Source organism: Streptomyces sp. NPDC058534 (assembly GCF_042717365.1).
GTDB lineage: Bacteria > Actinomycetota > Actinomycetes > Streptomycetales > Streptomycetaceae > Streptomyces.
This window is the reverse complement of sequence record NZ_JBHXNW010000010.1, coordinates 85,426-102,948: the sequence shown is the minus strand read 5'-3', so window position 1 is coordinate 102,948 and position 17,523 is coordinate 85,426. Positions and strand designations below refer to the sequence as shown.

14 protein-coding genes and 2 pseudogenes are annotated in these 17,523 nt (G+C 70.5%); 13 read left to right on the top strand and 3 right to left on the bottom strand.

Translation table 11 applies throughout. The annotated features are described in order from the left end of the window. Positions 1 to 160: 160 nt before the first annotated feature. The 11 genes from ACFWR9_RS08435 to ACFWR9_RS08385 all read left to right on the top strand — a co-directional run bounded on the left by ACFWR9_RS08435 (position 161) and on the right by ACFWR9_RS08385 (position 11,336). On the top strand, positions 161 to 394 hold the full coding sequence (locus ACFWR9_RS08435) for a hypothetical protein (RefSeq protein WP_383837461.1): 234 nt from the start codon (positions 161 to 163) through the stop codon (positions 392 to 394). Positions 395 to 473: 79 nt separating this feature from the next. After that, complete coding sequence (locus tag ACFWR9_RS08430; protein ID WP_383837459.1) at positions 474 to 1,211, top strand: glycosyltransferase; 738 nt, start codon at positions 474 to 476, stop codon at positions 1,209 to 1,211. 49 nt (positions 1,212 to 1,260) lie between these two features. Next, positions 1,261 to 2,067: a DUF317 domain-containing protein gene (locus ACFWR9_RS08425; protein WP_383837456.1), complete on the top strand. Its 807-nt coding sequence runs from the start codon at positions 1,261 to 1,263 to the stop codon at positions 2,065 to 2,067. A 51-nt stretch (positions 2,068 to 2,118) separates the two neighbouring features. Next, complete coding sequence (locus tag ACFWR9_RS08420; protein WP_383837453.1) at positions 2,119 to 3,306, top strand: hypothetical protein; 1,188 nt, start codon at positions 2,119 to 2,121, stop codon at positions 3,304 to 3,306. Positions 3,307 to 3,376: 70 nt separating this feature from the next. Then, entirely contained in the window at positions 3,377 to 3,778 is a 402-nt protein-coding gene (locus ACFWR9_RS08415; protein WP_383837450.1) for a hypothetical protein, read from the top strand. After that, positions 3,775 to 4,125, top strand: a complete 351-nt coding sequence (locus ACFWR9_RS08410; protein ID WP_383837447.1) for a hypothetical protein — start codon at positions 3,775 to 3,777, stop codon at positions 4,123 to 4,125. The genes ACFWR9_RS08415 and ACFWR9_RS08410 overlap by 4 nt, the downstream gene beginning before the upstream one ends. 327 nt (positions 4,126 to 4,452) lie before the next feature. Beyond that, positions 4,453 to 5,187, top strand: coding sequence for a hypothetical protein (locus ACFWR9_RS08405; protein WP_383837444.1), 735 nt, complete (start codon positions 4,453 to 4,455; stop codon positions 5,185 to 5,187). Positions 5,188 to 5,238: 51 nt separating this feature from the next. Next, positions 5,239 to 6,558 (top strand): MFS transporter, encoded by a 1,320-nt coding sequence (locus tag ACFWR9_RS08400; RefSeq protein ID WP_383837441.1) that lies wholly within the window; start codon positions 5,239 to 5,241, stop codon positions 6,556 to 6,558. Positions 6,559 to 7,986: 1,428 nt separating this feature from the next. After that, entirely contained in the window at positions 7,987 to 8,208 is a 222-nt protein-coding gene (locus ACFWR9_RS08395) for a hypothetical protein (protein ID WP_383837629.1), read from the top strand. Between the two features lie 189 nt (positions 8,209 to 8,397). Beyond that, complete coding sequence (locus ACFWR9_RS08390; RefSeq protein WP_383837626.1) at positions 8,398 to 9,540, top strand: AAA family ATPase; 1,143 nt, start codon at positions 8,398 to 8,400, stop codon at positions 9,538 to 9,540. Further along, positions 9,537 to 11,336, top strand: a complete 1,800-nt coding sequence (locus ACFWR9_RS08385) for a hypothetical protein (RefSeq protein WP_383837438.1) — start codon at positions 9,537 to 9,539, stop codon at positions 11,334 to 11,336. Before ACFWR9_RS08390 ends, ACFWR9_RS08385 begins: the two co-directional genes overlap by 4 nt. Positions 11,337 to 11,775: 439 nt before the next feature. Here ACFWR9_RS08385 and ACFWR9_RS08380 read toward each other — a convergent pair whose 3' ends face one another. After that, complete coding sequence (locus ACFWR9_RS08380) at positions 11,776 to 13,269, bottom strand: MDR family MFS transporter (protein ID WP_383837435.1); 1,494 nt, start codon at positions 13,267 to 13,269, stop codon at positions 11,776 to 11,778. Positions 13,270 to 13,360: 91 nt separating this feature from the next. Here ACFWR9_RS08380 and ACFWR9_RS08375 point away from each other — a divergent pair, with 91 nt between their 5' ends. Together ACFWR9_RS08375 and ACFWR9_RS08370 are read left to right on the top strand one after the other, a co-directional pair. Further along, positions 13,361 to 13,948: a TetR/AcrR family transcriptional regulator gene (locus ACFWR9_RS08375; RefSeq protein ID WP_383837432.1), complete on the top strand. Its 588-nt coding sequence runs from the start codon at positions 13,361 to 13,363 to the stop codon at positions 13,946 to 13,948. A 37-nt stretch (positions 13,949 to 13,985) separates the two neighbouring features. Then, a pseudogene (locus ACFWR9_RS08370) lies at positions 13,986 to 14,698 on the top strand (methyltransferase domain-containing protein). 27 nt (positions 14,699 to 14,725) lie between these two features. Here ACFWR9_RS08370 and ACFWR9_RS08365 read toward each other — a convergent pair. Then, positions 14,726 to 17,281 (bottom strand): hypothetical protein, encoded by a 2,556-nt coding sequence (locus ACFWR9_RS08365; protein WP_383837429.1) that lies wholly within the window; start codon positions 17,279 to 17,281, stop codon positions 14,726 to 14,728. A gap of 9 nt (positions 17,282 to 17,290) precedes the next feature. After that, positions 17,291 to 17,523, bottom strand: a pseudogene (locus ACFWR9_RS08360) (hypothetical protein); the annotation flags it as partial.

The window sequence follows — 17,523 nt, the reverse complement described above, 5'->3', positions numbered from 1 at the left end:
CGCGCCGGAAGGCTGGTCCTACATCGGCACCGACCTCCTGGACGGCGCACCCGATGCCCTACGCCAGCACCTGACCGCCGGCCGCGACGAGCCCGGCCGCCCGTACCCCGCCCAGCCGACAGTGCCGCCACTGATCTACACGGAGCGGACAGCGTCCCGATTGAGCTGGGGCTACGTCCTCCACCCGCAGGGCATCGAAGTGATCGCTCTGCAGGCGTACAGCCGCGGTCCCGTCGTCGCGTGGGACACCGACCCGCGCAGCCGCATCGTCGCCCATCCGGGTGCGTGGCATCCGGACTCGCAGGCCCCGATCGTTGCGCCGAGCACCGCACCGCGCCTGTCCACCGCCGCATCCGCATCGGCGCCGGCGCCCCGCAAGACCGCCCGCCGGTAGCCCCGGCGCTCCCGCACCGTCCCGACCGCAGCCCCGCCCGGAGAACCCGCTGTCCCCACACTCGCGCCCGGAGATCACCGTGGTCATCGCCACTCAACTCCGCCCGGACCGCCTCGCGTTCCTCACGGCGATGCATGCCAGTCTGTGCCGTCAGAGCGTTCCATGGGAGGCTGTCGTCGCCCTTGACGGCGCCGACCCCGCCCGGCTACCCGCCGCCCTGGCCGCCGACTCTCGTATCCGCACCCTCGTCCTGCCGCGCCCGGTCGGCGCGGCCTGCGCCCGGAACTTCGCGCTCACCGAAGTGCGCACCGAGTACGTCAACTGGGCTGATGACGATGACGAATTCACCGACTGGGCCATGGCGGTGCGGCTGCGCACCCTGGAGAAGACAGGGGTGGGATGGTGCGCCGGGTACAGCCAGGACCTCCACCCCGACGGGACCACGACCCTGTGGCGACCCCCGACGCCACCAGGTCGGCACGAGGCCGGGGACGTGTGGCGGTACTGGAGGGACCCGGCCGACACCATCCCGCTCGGCCCAACCACCCTCCTCGCCCGTACCGACCTGGTGCGGGCGGCCCCCATGGGCGGTCTCGTCCAGGGCGAGGACTACTGCGCTCTCGCCGTCACCTGCCTCGCCCCGGGCATCGTGCTGCCCGTACCGGTCTACCGGTACCGCAAGCACGCCGGGCAGATGACCGCGCAGGACTCGTACGACCAGCTGGAGGCGCGGGCGCGGGCCTTCGCGCACCGCTTTGGTGTCAGCCTGCGCGCCGCGTCCCTGTCGCTGCGCGACTCCGGCCCTGCCGCCGCGTAGTCGAGACGGCCGCTCACCCACGCATCTCTCCCACTCACCGAAAGCACCTATGCCCGACACCCCCGCCCAGGGCCGGCCCCGGGAGAAAGTCCTCATCTCTCCGCGCTACCTGGCCGCCAGTCTCCCCTCCACCCACCAGCACTTCCTGGACGTCTTCGCCCAGGAGGCAGGCTGGAGTGCCCACACCGACGACTCGTCGTTGACCGCCAACAGCCCCTGCGGGCGCATCACCATCCGCCACGACCAGTCGGCCGTGGGGCGAGCCCCGCACCTGGTGATCTCAGCCCGCAGCGACGAGGACGCGCCCGAGAGATGGCGGACGAGCGCCAGCGGCGCCGTGCCGATCGAGTTTCTCTCCACGCTCCTGGGCACCCTGGCCGCCGAACTGGACGCCGACCCGGATCACGTCGTCTACGGAATCGGCGCCGAGCCCGGCATGTTCGAGCTGCTCGTCGACATCGACGCCTGGAACCACTTCGACGCCTCCGGGCTCTCCGGATTCATCTCACGGGACGGGCAGGCAGCCGTGATCGGCCGGCCGCCGGATTCGTCGGCCCCTCCCATCCACGGCGACGCATGCATCGCCTGGCACGTAGCCGCCTCCCCGGACGACCTCGGCCATCTCTGGGACATCTCCTTCACCCAGCAGGCGCCGGACTTCCTCATGCATGCGGTCGTCGCCAAGACCCTCGATCCCCGGCCCATCCTGCGCTCCACGGCCTTCCCGTTCCCCGCAGCTGTCGTGCCCCTGGTGACCATCGAGCACGTCCCGTCGCCTCGGCCTCCCTCGGCGCAGCCGTCACCCGCCGAACCAGCGCGCAGCCCCGAGCCCAAGCGCACCCCGAAGACCCGCTGAGCCCCCCCATCCGGACGAGGCCGACCGCGGGCTCGACCCACCAGGACCTTGATGCCCGCCACCGCCACCCAGATCACCCTCAGTACCAGCCGCACGCTGGGCCTCGTCGCCATCGCCGTCGGCGAGAAGTACCGGCAGGCCAACCAGGCCCTCAAGGCAGCCGGGTTCAGCCGCCTGCACAACGGCGCGCACACCGCGTCACTGGCCGACGCGCAGGCTGCCCGGCGCACCGCCAGCGCCCTGGTGCACCACGCCCACGCACACGGCGCCACCATCGTCACCAGTTCCCGGCCCTACCTCGGCGACATCGGTATCGAGATCGCCGCCCGACTGCCCGGCACCTGGAGCGCCGAGCTGGAGATCTACAGCCACCCGCTGTGGCAGGAAGACCTCTGGTACGGGCTCTGGGAAGCCGGCGAGATCCACCAGGCCATCGAAGACCACCGCCTCTCGGTCGCGTCCGTACTGAAGAACGGCACGGGCACCGAGCTGCTGCTGGTCGAGCGGCCCGGCCACCGCAGCGGCTACCTGCTCGGCGCGCTCACCGAGCATGAGAAGGAGGACCTGCACAGTGATCCCGTCACGCCGCGCAGCATGGTGCTGCCCGCCGACCCGGGTCTCGCCGCACATGCCGTGACCCACACGTTCCTGCCCGCCTACCGTCGCGCCCTGCACCACCGGGACCTGAACACCGTCCTGTCGGCGCTGGAACGCATCCGGGAGGAACACCAGACCCTCCAGGCGATCAAGGACTCCGGCCGGTACAGCGACGCAGTGCCACTCGGCAACTCGCGCCTGGTCGCCGGAATGGAACGAGACTTCGCCGACCACGCCTGGCTGGAGTTCCGTCACATCCTCGAACACGCGCCGCTTCTCCTCTCGCGCTGCCGCCCTGTCGCAACCGCCTGGCCCGACGACGGTGCCGCACTGACCCGGCTTCGCGAGGCACTCGCCCGCAGTCAGGACACGTGGGACGAGTGGAACGGTCTGAGCCACGAGCTGCACATGGTCCAACGCAGGACGTTGTCGGCCCACGAGTGGAGCCAGGTGCGTGGGCAGATGGGCCTCGCCGTCCTGCCGGCCATCGAGACCTGGCTCGGCGACAGCGAGGCGTTCGAGCGTCAGGTCCGCGCGGCCGTACCGGGCGGGCTGGCGGCTCTGTCCGCGCCCAGCCCAAGGCTGCTCACCGCCCGCCCCGCTCCGCCGCCTGCGCCCCGCTCCGCGGCAGCGCACCGCTGACCGCTCCAGAAAGGATGTCTCTCTTCTGCCCGACCACTTCCGCTTCGAAATCGACCCCGACCACGGATTCGTGGCCGCCGCCACCGCCAACATCCCCGCCCACCTCGCCAACTGGTTCCTGGTGCGGGAGCAGTTCGAGCCCATGCCCGGCACTCCGGGCCTGTACCGGCTCACCAATCCCGAGCAGGACGGGATCCGCCGTACCCGCCAGGCCGTGCACGACCTTCGACGCCACGGCTACGAAGTCCAGGCCGACTACAGCCTCGACCCCGGCCGCAGCGCCTCCCAGCCTCGGCCGGCCGTGCGCAACGGGCTGATGGAACGCCGCAATCGGATTGCGCAGGCCGCGGCCACCCGCTCCCCGCAGCAACGCGGCGCCCCAACCACCAGCCGGCCCGAGGTTCTGCCCCAGCCCGGCGTAGTGCCGGTGGGCGGCCGTACCCAGGCGGCCGGGAAGGGACACGGCCGATGAGCGACGAGCCGATCCGCATCATCCGCGGCCAGGGTGGCGAAGTCGACGTCGAGGGTCCGGTCGACGGCTTCGCCGCGAGCGTCCTCAAGCGCGCCGGGTTCGACACCTATCCTCAGCTGCGCGGCGTCTGGATCCGCTTGCCGTTCGATCTGGGCCGCACCTGGGAGAACGAGCACGCGACCTGGGCGGCCGAGATGCTTGCTGCCGCCCGCTACAGCGTCGACCTCGACCCTGACCTGCGCGTCACCCCTCCCGCCGCGTCCTCGCCATCAGCGCCGCGCCGCACGAAGACCGCCATGACCGCGCAGTCCCCTCCCGCCGGCACTCCCCGGCGGCAACGGCGCTGACCCGCTGGTTCGAAACGAAAGCCCTCTGCCCTGACTTCCTCCGCCGCCATCACCCTCCACCTCAGCTCCGGCAACGAGATCGTCGCGCTCCCCAGCGGGGAACGGCACCAATGGGCCACGACCGCACTGCAACTGGCCGGATTCACCCAGAAGCACGAGAACGACGCCCACCGGCTCTCACTCGCCGATACCGCCCGAGCACGCCAGGCGCTCACCCAGCTGCACCAGACCGCCCAGGACTGCCAGGTCGAGGTCATCACCAGTGAGCGGTCCTACTTCGGCGACATCGCGCACGCCGTCGCCCAGGGGCTACCCGGCCAGTGGGACGTGAGCATCGAGCACTACCCAAGCGGCTCCATCCCCGCCCAGCACCTGAACTGGGTATGGGAGGCCAGCCCCGTGCTGTCCACGCTGGCCAAGTACCGCATCCCCGGCGTGGCGGTCCTCTGCGACGGCGGCGGCACCGAACTCCTCCTGGTCGAACGCCCGTGGGACAGGCGATACCTGATCGGCACCCTGCTTCCGTCCCCGGACCACCTGAACGTGATCGGCGCCGGGCCCAGCACCGCCATCGTTACCACCGCCCGGATGGCAGTCGCCGACGTGTGCTCGCGCCTGCTGCCTGAGTTCGCACACCTGGTGGACCTGGCCCGACTCCGCGAAGTACAGGACGACCTCGACTGGGTGCACAGCGTCGAGCCCGGCACCGTGGACGCCGTCGAGTTGGACGCGGCCCTGGACCGGTTCCTCACCCACGCGCCCTACCTCCTCGCGGCCACCCGCCGGGCAAGCGTCAAGCTCCTGACCGCCAGCGAGATGGCCGTCCTCGTCCGCTTCGAGAACCTCCTCGCTCAAACCCAGGACGCTGCCGGCGCCCAAGCCGTACCCGAGCCGCACGGAACGGATGAGGCCCTGGCGCTGTGGCTCGAAGCCGGCGAAAACCTGCTCGACGTGGTCCGTGCCGCCACCGCCAACCCCGCCGCAGAACCCTCCCGACCGGCCGTTACCACCGCCACGCCGCCGAAGCCACCGGCAGCAGTCACCGCCGCACGCACCCGCTGACCCTTCCCCCTTTCGCCCCCCCCGCCAGACGATCACGGAAAGCACGCCGCGTTGAACTCCCGTACCAGCTGCCCGCCGGGCCGCACCGCCTCCCGGCCGTTGCTCGCCGAGCGGCATGTCGCCCGGCTGCTGCTGGGCACTCTGGTCGGGCGCCTGCCCAACGGCATGGCCCCCGTCGCGATCCTCCTGCTGGTCGCAGAGCAGGGCGGATCGCTCGCGACCGGCGGGCTGCTGTGCGCGCTGTACGGGCTCGCGAGCGCCATCGGGCAGCCGGCGCTGGGGCGCATGGTCGACCGGCGCGGCCAGACCCGGGGCACGACGGCCGCCGTCCTGGTCACCACGGTCTGCCTCCTGCTGCTGTCGTACACCGACGCCGTCGCCACCCCGGGGCTCGCGGCCGGATTGGTCGTCCTCGCAGGGCTGAGCACGCCGCCGTTGGAGGCGAACCTGCGCGCCGTATGGGGCGCTGTGCTCCCGGATTCGGCGCGGCGCCGCGCCGCGCTCGCACTCGACACCGGCGCCCAAGGGCTGATCTACGTCGCCGGACCTCCTCTGGTCGCCACGCTGTCCGCCTTCCAGGGGCCCGGCGTCGCCATGACGGTCACCGCGGTGCTCGGGCTGCTCGGGGCGAGCGTGGTGCTCAGCGCCGCACCCTCCAGAAGGTGGCATCCCGAAGGTGCACGCACGGGCGGGTTCCTCGGGCCCCTGCAGCACGGAGGGCTGCGGTTGCTGTTCCTCGCCGTCTCCGGCGTCGGCTTCGCGCTGGGGGCGATGAACGTGTGGGCCGTGTCCATGGCCGAACGGCACGGCATGGCCCTGCTGTCCGGGGTGATCCCAGCCGCGCTGTCCGTCGGCAGCCTCGTCGGCGGCATCCTCTACGGCCGGCGCAACTGGCCTGGCCACCTGAACGGCCAACTCCGCACCGCGGCACTGCTGTTCACTCTCGCGTGGGCGCCGCTCTCCGCGGGCCCCGGGCCGTTCGCCGTGACCGCACTCACGGCCCTGCCGGGCCTCTTCCTCACCGCATTGGTCACCAGCGCATTCCTGACGGTGGATGCGCTCGCGCCCGCCGGCACTCGCACCGAGGCGTACGCCTGGCTGATCGCCGCGGTCGGCGCCGGCCAGGCGGCGGGTACCGCGCTCGCGGGCGCGCTCTCCGCGCAGCCGTACACCGCCGCACTCCCGACCGCGGGAGCCTTCACCTGCCTGCTGGTGCTGCTCGGCGCCCGCCGCCGCCTGGCCGTTTCAGACACGACACGCCGCCGGGGCCGGCATCGCCGCACACCGGCCCCTGCCGCGCCGCCGGAGCCACGTCGCGCGATGACGGCGATGCCTCCTCCATCAACTGCCCCGCGACGGTCCGGGCCCTGAACGCTCATAGTCGCGGAACGCACTGGCGTGCCGAAAACACGATGGCGCGTGCGTCCCACCCCCACCCCCAGCCCCAGCTCCGGATGCGGTCGGTTTTGAGCAGGTCAGGGACGGGAGCCTCGCGCCTGGACGGAATTGAATGCCCGTCGCTCGAATGGGTGCCCCACCGCTCCACAGCCGCGCCGGGCGCCGCGAGCCGCCCCGGTCACCCGGCCATCGGCCGGACCTGCGGACATCCGCAGTACCTCTCGCTCACGGCCGTGGGAAGTGACGCAGCCTCACCCGAGAGTTTCCGGCGACAAACATGACGCCGCACACATTTGGGTGGCCAGGTCAAAAAAGCCAGCCTGCCTCCCCATCATTTGACACACCCGACAAATCAAAGATCAGGGCGATCATTTCGATTTCACATCGACCATTTTGGTGGTGCGGCGAAAAATGTCGGGGACGCATTTCCACTTCGGTAAAAACACTTCGGTGGTAGGGTCTTGAGCGTCATCCACAATGACGGCGGGGCCTGCCCGGCCTCCAACCAGCACAGACCCCGCCAGGGTTTGACGTGGATGCCGGGTAGGGGCCCTCCGCGTGCGGCGGGCCCCTACCCGGACACCCTGGCTAGGGCAGCCAGGACTTGACCAGTTGCGCGATGCGCACAGCGATCAGCCCGAGTTGCACCATCAGGACACCAGCCCTCAAGCGTCGAAGCCAGCGCGCCCGCAGGCGACGCCAACTCCTCGGCCGCTTGACCGGCCCTTCATTATCCAGGGTCACGTCTATCACCCCCTTCCGACTCTCGCTGGAAAAGGGCTTTGCGGGATCAACTTACCACCCCGAAGGGTGCTCGACTCGCCGCTGAAACGCGTGACCTCTGACCACTCCGTGGGCGATTGAGTAAATTAGTGAATGGCCCCCGCCTCCCTCCAACGGCGATATCAATACCAGCTTTAGACCGGACCCGCAGGTCACCCCCTGTTTCCTGCAAGCCTTAAGAGTCATTCACCGATCCGGATGACCCTGATCCAGTTTCGACACCCCCTCAACATATGGCGCAAGTCACATTGCCTGCCCTCTGCGTGAGCACCTCGGACCCGCGCGGCCTCGTCACACCCCTGCTGCGCCCAGCGCCGTTCGTCACGGCCGACTGCACCACGTGCTCTGACCCGATTCCCCACAACTATCTGGAGCTCTATGACCGTTGTTGGTACACCCGGCTATCAGAACGTGCGGAAAGGCGAGTCAGGTAGCTGCGGGGCGGTGAGACCCGCCCTGGAGCATGTCGGCAGTCATTGCCCATCGTTCGTGGTCCAGCCACGCACCGTTGATGTGCTGGAAGCTCCTGGCCCGCCTCGCCTTCGCCCAACACCCCACCGCTTTCCCGCCACCACCGCTAGGAGATCCGCCTTGCCCGAAGCACCAGCAGAGCCGTTCATGACGATCCGGCACACCATCACCGGCGAGATCACCACCACCGGCTACAACGCCGCCGCCCGGCGGATCCTGCTCCAGGCCGGCTTCGAAGAGACGCCAGGCTGCGCCTGCCGAGCGACGGAACCCGGTACGGAGCGGACGCACGGGCCTACTCGGCAGCCAGCGAGCTGCTCGTCGCCGGCCACCCCCTGCACCTGGACCGAGCCCTCGGCCGGCCGGTGAGCGCCGACGGTACGCCCCGGTTGGCCCGGTCGCCGATGCCGGCACAGTCCGTGATCCGCTCCGAGAGCGGCCAGCCCCTGCAGCGCATCACCAACCCCGCTCGCACCCGTACCTGTTGAAGGATCCTCATTGACCACACCCGGACCGCCCAGTCCAGCGCGGACCAAGGGCGGCGAACTACGGGCCAAGGTGGCCCGGCTGCTGGCCGACCGGCCGGCGGACACGCACACCATCGGGGACATGGCCAGGCAGCTGGGCCACTCCCACGGCGCCGTCCGCAACGCCGCCCTCACCCTGGTGCGACGCAGCGAGGCCGACCAAAGCGGGACCGGACAACCGGAGTTCCGCGCAAACGCGAAAACCGCCGCAGCCGCGCAGACCGCTGTAATCAGCCCACCGGGCACCCACGCTCCCCGCACCCATGCAGTCACGGCCCGCACGACCACTCCCGCAGCAGCCGCCCCCAGGCAGACCGGCCCGATCCGCCGCGCGGGGGGCCAGCTCTACCACCCCCGGGAGCTGGCCGATCTGCCCGACGTCGAGGCGTTGAACCGCCTGCGCGACGCCGACGTGCCGGTGCTGCTCTACGGCCCTCCGGGCACCGGCAAGACGAGTCTGGTCGAGGCGGCGTTCCCGGACCTGCTCACCGTCGCCGGCGACGGCGACACCACGGTCGGCGACTTGATCGGCGAGTACACACAGGACGACGCGGGAGCCTACGTCTTCCAGTACGGTCCGCTGGTCACCGCGATGACCGAGGGCCGCGCCCTGCTGATCGACGATGCCACCTTGATCTCACCGAAGGTCCTGGCGGCGCTGTATCCCGCGATGGACGGGCGCAGGCAGATCCAGGTCAAGGCCCACAAGGGCGAGACCATCAAGGCCGAGCCGGGCTTCTACGTGGTGGCGGGCCACAATCCCGGCGTCCACGGCGCGGTGTTGACGGAGGCGCTCGCGAGCCGGTTCAGCGTGCAAATCCAGATCGGCACGGACTATGACCTCGCCCTGGCCTTGAGGATCGATGCCCAGGTGGTCCGGGTCGCCCGACACCTCTCCCACCAGGTCGAACTCGGCGAGCTGGGCTGGGCCCCCCAACTGCGGGAACTGCTCAGCTACCAGAAGACCGAGGCCGTCCTCGGCACCAAAGCCGCGCTCGCGAACCTCGTCGGCATCGCTCCTGTGGAGGATCGCGACGCCGTCGCCGACGCCGTCATGAAGGCTGTCGGCGTCAAGAAGATCGCTCCTCTCACCCTCGGCAAGCAGCTCCCCGCCTCGGCCGCCCGGCAGCCCCCGGGCAGCACCGGCTCCGCACACCGGGGCCGCCCGCGATGAGCGCCCATCACCACGTCCAGTCCCCCGCCACCACGCCAGACGACGACGCCGACCTCGCGCGCTGGGACGACGACGGCGCCCCGCCCGCGCAACCCCGCTCCTCCCCGGCCGCGTGGCTGCGCGTGGGAGCCGAACTCGGCGATCGGCTGGTCGCCCTCTCCGGCCGCCAAGACCTCCTCGTCACCTGCCGCCCCGGCACGCGCAGCGGCGCACCGGCCGCGTTCTTCCCCGCTCTGGGCGAGGTCGAGTTCGACGCCGGCCTGTTCGCCCCTCTCCAGCCGCACGAGATCAATCCGCGGATCGTGGGTGACGAGGAGCGGTATCCCGCTGCCTGGGGAGTGTTCGTCCACGAGGCCGCGCACGCGGCCCACTCCGTCTGGACACAGCCTGCCGGAGCGGACCCCCGTGTCGTCGAGGCCGCGCTCCTACTGGAGGAGAGCCGCGTCGAAGGCGCGCATCTGATCAGGCGGCCCACGGACCGCACGTACCTGCGCACCAGTGCCCGAACCCTGGTCATGCCCGACATCGCCCACCCCACCCTCCAGGGCATCGAGCAGGCCGCCGCCGTGGCGGCCCTGATCCTCGGCCGCCGTGACGTCGGCATCCTGGACGCCGGCGAGACCCGGGCCGTCGCCGATCTGTGCGAAAAGGTGCTGGGCGCAGACCTGCTGACCACCCTCACCCGCATCTGGACCGCAGCCCATCAGTGCGCCGACCACGACGCCACGACCATGCTCGCGCGCGGTCAAGAATGGTGCGACGCTCTGGACGCCGCGGCCCCCGCCCTGCCCGTGCCGGAGGGCCTCTCCGATCTGCTGTCCGGCGCCGTGGGGGTCGTCATGGACAGCACGGCGGCCACCGACGCGGCCGACCTCGCGGCACAGGACGCAGCGGCCAACGCCATGGCGTCGCGGTCCAAGGCGCAGGCTCAGGACCGCGCCCAGCGGGCCGGCCAGCGACGCAAAGCCGCCGCCACCGCCAAGTCGGTCTTCAACACCCGTGGCACCACCGTCAACCCCGACGGCACACCGGCGCCCCGCAGCAACCCGGTCACCGGCACCCGCCGGCCCACCACCGCCGAGCAGAAGGCCGCCGCGCGCCTGAGCCGCGCCCTGCGCGCCGCCGCCTACCGCGAGCGGACCGAGGAGCGGACCACCAGCCCCACCCCGCCCGGCCGCCTCAACATGCGCGCAGCCCTCGCCCGCGACGCTCAGCGCGCGGCCGGGTCGGTCCCCACCGCGGAACCGTTCACCCAAACCCGCCGCCGGAACACCCCCACCCCACCGCTGCGTGTGGGTATCGCCGTCGACGTCTCCGGCTCCATGCGTGCCGCCTGCGCGCCCGTCGCGTCCGCTGCCTGGATCGTGGCACGCGCAGCAGCCCTGACCGACCCCGACTCCCTCACCGCCACCATCGCCTATGACAGGCACCTGACCGCATTGACCCGACCCACCCACCGAGCACCAGAGCGCGTGACGACGTTCGATGCCAACGGCGGCCACCACAACCTCGGCGACGCCATCGACGCACTCAACCACGGCCTCGAACTCAGCCGCCCCGGCGCCGGCCGCCTCCTCGTGATCGTCACCGACGCCCGGTACGGCAGCGACGAAACCGCTCACGCCGTCACCCGCGTCAAGCAGCTCACGACCGCCGGCTGCGCCGTACTCCAGCTCACCCTCACCGCGGAGTCCCGCCACTTGCCGGGGACCACCTTGCTGCACCTGCCCCGGCCCTCCAGCGCTCCGGTCGCCATCGCCACGGCGGCCACAGACGCCATCCGCAGGACACGCTGAGACGACGCAGAAGACAGAAAGCAGGAACAACCACGTGGCAATTGTTGGTACAGCGGGATGTTCCAACGTGAGGAATGCCATGGCTCGGCCGGTTGGCTATGAAGGTGTGAACGGGAATCGTGTCGCGATGGGTGCGGGTGTCGCTGATCCCTTCTTGGCGTGATCAATTGCGAAATCTTTTGATGTCGATGTCGTATGTGGAGGACAGACGCGGACGTTCGGCGATGTGGACTCCGTCGCATCTCAGAGAGGTTCGACGATGCCGTACCGCACCGCCGTTGCCGTAGTCGCGGTGAGTGGCGTCCTCCGGCGCTGGCCACTGACACTCTTGGTCCCCCGGCACGACGGCGTCGGGGGACCAAGAGCGTTAGGCCAGGTATCCGCGGGCGCCGTCACGAGTGCACACGGCGTGGCCGGCCGGAGGGTGTGCGGTGACTGGTCAGGGTGTCGGGGCTGCAGCCATCTCCGGCCTCTCCGACGCATTGTCACCGGGTGAGGCAGAAGATTTGGTACGTCCGGGGAGGAGGAGGGTCATGGGGATGCCGAGGGCGGTGAATGCGGTGGCCCACCAGAAAGCGGTGCCGAAGCCGTCGGCGAGGGCGGCGGGGCTGCCGGCGCCTGCGAGGGTGTGCTGGAGGACGACGGCGAGGACGGCAGTGCCGACGGAGCCGCCGATCTGCTGGACAACGCGCTGGAGGATGCTGGCGTGGGGGACCTCGGTGGGCTTGAGGCCGACGTAGATCGCGCTGGTCAGCGGGATGGTGGCGGCACCCATGCCGATGCCGCGCACGAGCAGGACGGCCATCAGGAGGATGTTGCTGGTGGAGTCGGTGACGAACGCGAAGGGGACGGTGCCCAGAGCGACGACGGTGAATCCGGCGAAGGCGACCCAGCGCGGTCCGATGGTGTCGGTGTACTTGCCCGCGAGGGTCCGCGACATCAGGGTGCCCACGCCCTGGGGGATGAGCAGGAGACCGGCGGCGAGAGCGTCACGTCCCTGGACCTGCTGAAAGTACAGCGGGAGCAAGAGCATCGCGCCGTAGAGGGTGATGCCGGCGATGAAGCTGAGCACGCTGGCCGCGGTGACGTTGCGATGCCGGAAGAGCTTGAGGTCGACGACCGCGCTCGCGCTGCGCGGCCAGGCCCAGGAGACGAAGGCGGCGAGGAGCAGGAGACCGGCGATCAGGGGGGTGAGGACGCGGGCCGAGGCGAAGCCGGAGTCGCCCTCGATCTGGGAGAGCCCGTAGATGACGGCGGCCACGCCCGGGGAGAGCAGCAGCAGGCCGACTGCGTCGAGGCGCGGTCGGGGGGCGCCGGGGACGGGCTTGTCGTCAGGCATGTTGCGTACGGCGAGGTAGAGGCCGAGGGCGCAGAAGGGGATGTTGACGAGGAAGATCCAGTGCCAGTCGCCCACGCCGAGGATGATGCCGCCCAGGACGGGTCCGAGAATCGGGCCCAAGGCGGTGGGCAGGGTGATGGTGGCCATGATCTTGCCGAGGTTGCGGCCCCGCGCGGCCTGCATGATCAGCGTGGACATCAGCGGCATCATGATGCCGCCGCCGATACCCTGGACGACACGGAAGGCGATCAGACTTTCGGCGTTCCAGGCCAGCGCGCACAGAACCGACCCGAGGAAGAAGACGCTCAGGGAGGCGATCCACAGGCGTTTGCCGCCGAAGCGGGCCTGGGCCCACCCGGTCAGCGGGATGGTGACGAACATGGCCAGCAGGTAGGCGGTGCTGACCCACTGGATGGTGCTCAGCGACGCGTGAAGGTCTGCGGCCAGGTCGTTCAGGGCCACGCTGAGGATGGTGGTGTCGAAGACGACCGCCATGGCCCCGGCGATGACGGTGAAGGCCAGGCGCCACACGGCCGGGTCGACCTTCTCGGGGTCCGCCGGTGGTGAGGCCGGGCTGGTGGGTGAGGTGCTCACGAACGCCCCTAAGATGCGAGAATGAATCTTAAGTAGCGTAGGACGCGAACTTTAGATGCGCAACCGCATCTAAAGATGGAAGGGGATACGCATGGCCGAGCGGCGCCGTGGCGCGGAACTGGAGAGCGCCCTGCTGGACGCGGCGTGGGACGAACTCGTGGACGTGGGTTACGCCCACTTCACCCTGGACGCAGTCGCCGCCCGCGCCGGCACGAGCAGGCCAGTCATCCACCGGCGCTGGCCCGACAAGCAGCAGCTGATGATCGCGGCCCTCACCCATACTGCAGCTCGCCATGCCGTCTCCGTGCCGGACACCGGAAGCATGCGCGGGGACGTCCTCGCCCTGCTGCGCGACATCAACGCCACCCGCGCCCACTTCGTTACCGCCATGAGCATCCAGCTCGCCGCCTACTACCGCGAGACCGGCACCACCCCCGCCGACCTGCGCGACCACCTCCACGCAGGACGCCCCACCACCCTCGAGACCGTCTTCGCCCGCGCCGCCGACCGCGGCGAGATCGACCCGGAGCGCATCACCGACCGCATGAAGTCCCTCCCCTTCGACCTCCTGCGCCACGAACTGCTCACCACCAACACCCCCGCGGCCGACACCACCCTCGAAGAGATCGTCGACACGCTCTTTCTTCCCCTGGTCCTCGCCCCTGCAAGGGCAGTCTGAGCCGACTTGTCCGGATGACACGGCAAAGGCGAAGGACGTGACAGTCCGCGAGCGTTATGCGGCTGCCGCCGTACAGTTCACCGAGGACGTCACGGCTCTTGCGGCTCGCAGGCCATCGAGATCGACGAGCACGACGCCCTGCCCGCCGAGGCCGTCGCTGCCTCCCTCGGCAGCGGCAACCTCATCGCGGTGGCCGACCTCAACGAGGGCGAGCGCGTCCTCGACCTCTACGCCGGAGGCGGCATCGACCTCCTGCTGTCCGCCCGACGCGTCGGCCCCACCGGCAAGGCATATGGCCTGGACATGACCGAGGAGACGCTCTCTCGCTGGCCAACCAGAAGAAGCCGGCGCTACAACGTCGAGTCCCTCAAGGGCATCATCGAGGCGATCCTGCTCCCGGCGAACACCGTCGACGTCGTGATCTCCAACTGCGTCATCAACCTGTCCACGGACGAGCCCGTGGTGTTCCCCGAGACATTCGGCCTCCTGGCGCCAGGCGGACGGATCGGCATCTCAGTCGCCCTCGCCCCGCCCCATCGCGCCGAACGCGGCCGCTACGTCGGCTGTATTGCTATCGCCCTGTCCTTCGCCGAATATCGTGAGGGTTTGGTGGTGGCCGGCTTCACCGACATCAAACTCACTGCGACCCACGCGGTCGCCGACGGCGTGCACTCCACTACCGTGCCCATCAGCGTTGCCTCCGGTGCGGCGCTGCCTCTGGTGACGGACAACTCCGGCTGCTGCAGCTGAAGCGAGGTTGGACGGCGGCACATCCGGTCACGGTGTGCGCGGCGCCGTGGCCGGATCTTCGTAGTTCGCCGGTATGGCGATGTCTGCTCTGCGGGCCCGGTGGGCGGCATAAGGGCCCTCCTCGCCACCGCTCTCGGCCATCCAGTTCGCGGCGGTCTGCTCGCTGAAGCCAAGCAGGCGACTGAAGACGATCGCAGGAAGTTCAGCAGCGAGGTCCATGAGCGAGGCATTACGCGTGGGCCGGGGCCGGATGCCGAGTGCCTTGAGCCTGCGGGACATGCTGACCGGCTCCATCGGGCGTCCGGCGCGAGAGCCGGGGAACAGCCAGCGGCTGGGGCCGGGCTCGAGAAAGTGGGCCTTGCTGACCGGGTGGCGCATCACTTCGCGGACCATATTGTCGAGCGGCGGCGGAATCTCCACCGGGTGGGTGCCCAGGCGCAGTCGCAGTATGGTGCCGTCGTCGAGAACGTCCTCCCGGGTGAGTGCGCAGATCCGGGACGGGGGCTGCGCGAACAGCAGCAGGAGCAGTCCGGCCGTGCGGTCGCGGACGGCGATGCCGGGCTCCTGGACAAGCCGGTGCACCAGGGACCAGCGGATGTCGGCCGCGACGATGTCGGTGGCGAGCGAACTGGTGCAGTAGGGGGCCGTCAGGGCTCGGGTGTGCTGGTGGCGGCTGGTCCAGTGCAGGAAGGACCGGATCCGCAGACGTTCAGCCGAGCCCGTGCTGAGGTAATCGTCGATGTCGTGCTGCGTGCACGTGGCGAGGCTGCTGTCCCGGCTGGGCAGCCACTCCAACAGTCGGACGACCGATCGGATCTCGTGGCGGATCCCGCAGGCTTGTCCCGGGCTGGTCGGGCGGTGGGCGGGCTGTCGGTGCAGGCGGCGCAAGGGCTGCCAGCGCGCCCACCGCTCAACGATCCGCCGCTCCCCCACGTCGGGAAGACGGCCCAGGACCTTCGGCAGCCACTTCTCGATCCGGGCGAGGTGTTCGTCGCGGACGGCCAGGACGCCGTGAGCGACCAGGAGTGCACGCAAATGCTCGGCCATCGCCTCGTCGGCAAAGGCGTCCAGGCTCGCGTGGGTGACGGGGCCCGACGCGGTCGCGAGCGTCCGGAAGGCCGCGCGACGGGCCGGGGCTTTATGTACCCATCGCAGAACCGTGCGGCCATCCAGTGTGCGCAGCAGTTCGACGACGCCTTGGAGTTCGGGACGGATGCGGCCGTCGGATCCGGCGAAGACGTCGCACAGACTGCGGTCGCGAGCGCAGTTGGGGCACATCCCTCGGTGGAAGAGGCGGGCGACGGTCCCGCAGCGCTCGCAGGGTTTCTTGGCGCCGGGGTGCTTGCTCCAGCAGGTCTGGCACAGGCGTCGCCCACCGGGAACGAGCGCGGAGATGCGGTAGGTCTTGCCGCAGCCGTCGCACGGTGACGGTGGCGTGCCGCATGTGGCGCAGAGAGGTTCACCCTCCGCTGTGCGGTTGTTGACCCGGCGCATCTGCCCGCAGCCCACGCATACCGCCTGGTGCCGGGCCTTTGCCGTGCACGGCTGGCATCGTGGCGCCGGCGTCGAGGCGAACCAGCACGGCCGCCATGCTCCGCAGGTCGCGCACAGGGCGTAGGGGTTGGAGCAGCACGCCGGGCACAGCCCGCCACCGTCTTCGGTACGCCTTCGGCGCAGGCGCGTCTGTCCGCAGCCGTCGCACCGACGGTGATTCAACGGGTCCTTCTGTCGGCAGGAGCCGCACACCGCCCGGCCCTCACCGTCGTGACCGCTCACCGGCCGGTTGCGGTCGCATCGTGCGCATCGGGCCGTCCGGTTCTTCGCCCAACAGTGCGAGCAGCAGCGCACGCCATCGCGCATGCTGACCAGGTTGGTGCTGGCGGTGCACCACGGACACAGCGGCACCACGACACTCCGCGCACCGTGATCCACCAGGATCTTCGCCAGTGCGGAGACTGCCTGCGGGCCATGTGCGCCCGCGCCCGTCAAGAGGTCAGGGCGGTCCGACAGCGCCCACCACAAGCGCAGTTGCCCGGCGCGGCTGCGCTCCGCCTGCCTGACCGCGCCCGCCAGCACGTCCGGCTCGAGCCCCGTGGACGCAGCGAGCAGCTGCGCGATCTCGTGTGCCGGATCGATTCCCTGGTCGGGCAGGTGCTTGCGGCAGCGCGGTCGCCCCTGCCGGTCCCGGCCGCAGAAGTCGCGTCGGCCGCACTCGACGCAGCGGCGGTCCTCGGTTCGGGACCGGTTGTAGCACGTGCCGCAGATGCGGCCCTGCGGTGAGGTCGCGGTGAGGGGCCGCTGGCGGTCGCACGCGGCGCACCTCGGGAGCACCAGCCCCGAGGCCCCGCCCTCGACCAGGTCGCGGATCAGCCGCTCCACCAGTCGCGGCACCTGCGGCAGGCCCGAGGTCAACAGGGACGGATCGCACTCCAGTATCCGGGCGAGTTCGCGCCGCTGTGGACGTTGCCGGAACACCCGCTCCACCGCATTGGTCACCACGCTCGGCCCGCAGGATGGATCGACCGCGGCGACCACGTCGGCCACGACCGCCTCGGGCTCGGTCTGCCACCGCGGCAGCTCCATCTCGGCCATCTACTTCGCAGGCCCGTCCTCGGGCGATGGGAGAATCCGGGCCCGGCGGGGGCGGAACTCCCCTACCCCCGCGCCGCCGGACCGGCCCGAACTGTTCTCGCCGGCCGCCCGGCGGGCGGCCGGGGCCGGCGCCGCCCCCCGGTCGATCAGGTCATCCAACCCGCACCCCAGAAATGGCAAAACGGCCAAAACCACCGCCACGGTAAGCAGCGCGGGCCGCGCGGTGTCCACCC

Excerpts from the sequence above, each read along its gene's own strand:
- ACFWR9_RS08425 (WP_383837456.1), top strand. The coding sequence starts at position 1,261 with ATGCCCGACACCCCCGCCCAGGGCCGGCCCCGGGAGAAAGTCCTCATC.
- ACFWR9_RS08420 (WP_383837453.1), top strand. The coding sequence starts at position 2,119 with ATGCCCGCCACCGCCACCCAGATCACCCTCAGTACCAGCCGCACGCTG.
- ACFWR9_RS08410 (WP_383837447.1), top strand. The coding sequence starts at position 3,775 with ATGAGCGACGAGCCGATCCGCATCATCCGCGGCCAGGGTGGCGAAGTC.
- ACFWR9_RS08395 (WP_383837629.1), top strand. The coding sequence starts at position 7,987 with ATGACGATCCGGCACACCATCACCGGCGAGATCACCACCACCGGCTAC.
- ACFWR9_RS08385 (WP_383837438.1), top strand. The coding sequence starts at position 9,537 with ATGAGCGCCCATCACCACGTCCAGTCCCCCGCCACCACGCCAGACGAC.
- ACFWR9_RS08375 (WP_383837432.1), top strand. The coding sequence starts at position 13,361 with ATGGCCGAGCGGCGCCGTGGCGCGGAACTGGAGAGCGCCCTGCTGGAC.
- ACFWR9_RS08365 (WP_383837429.1), bottom strand. The coding sequence starts at position 17,281 with ATGGAGCTGCCGCGGTGGCAGACCGAGCCCGAGGCGGTCGTGGCCGAC.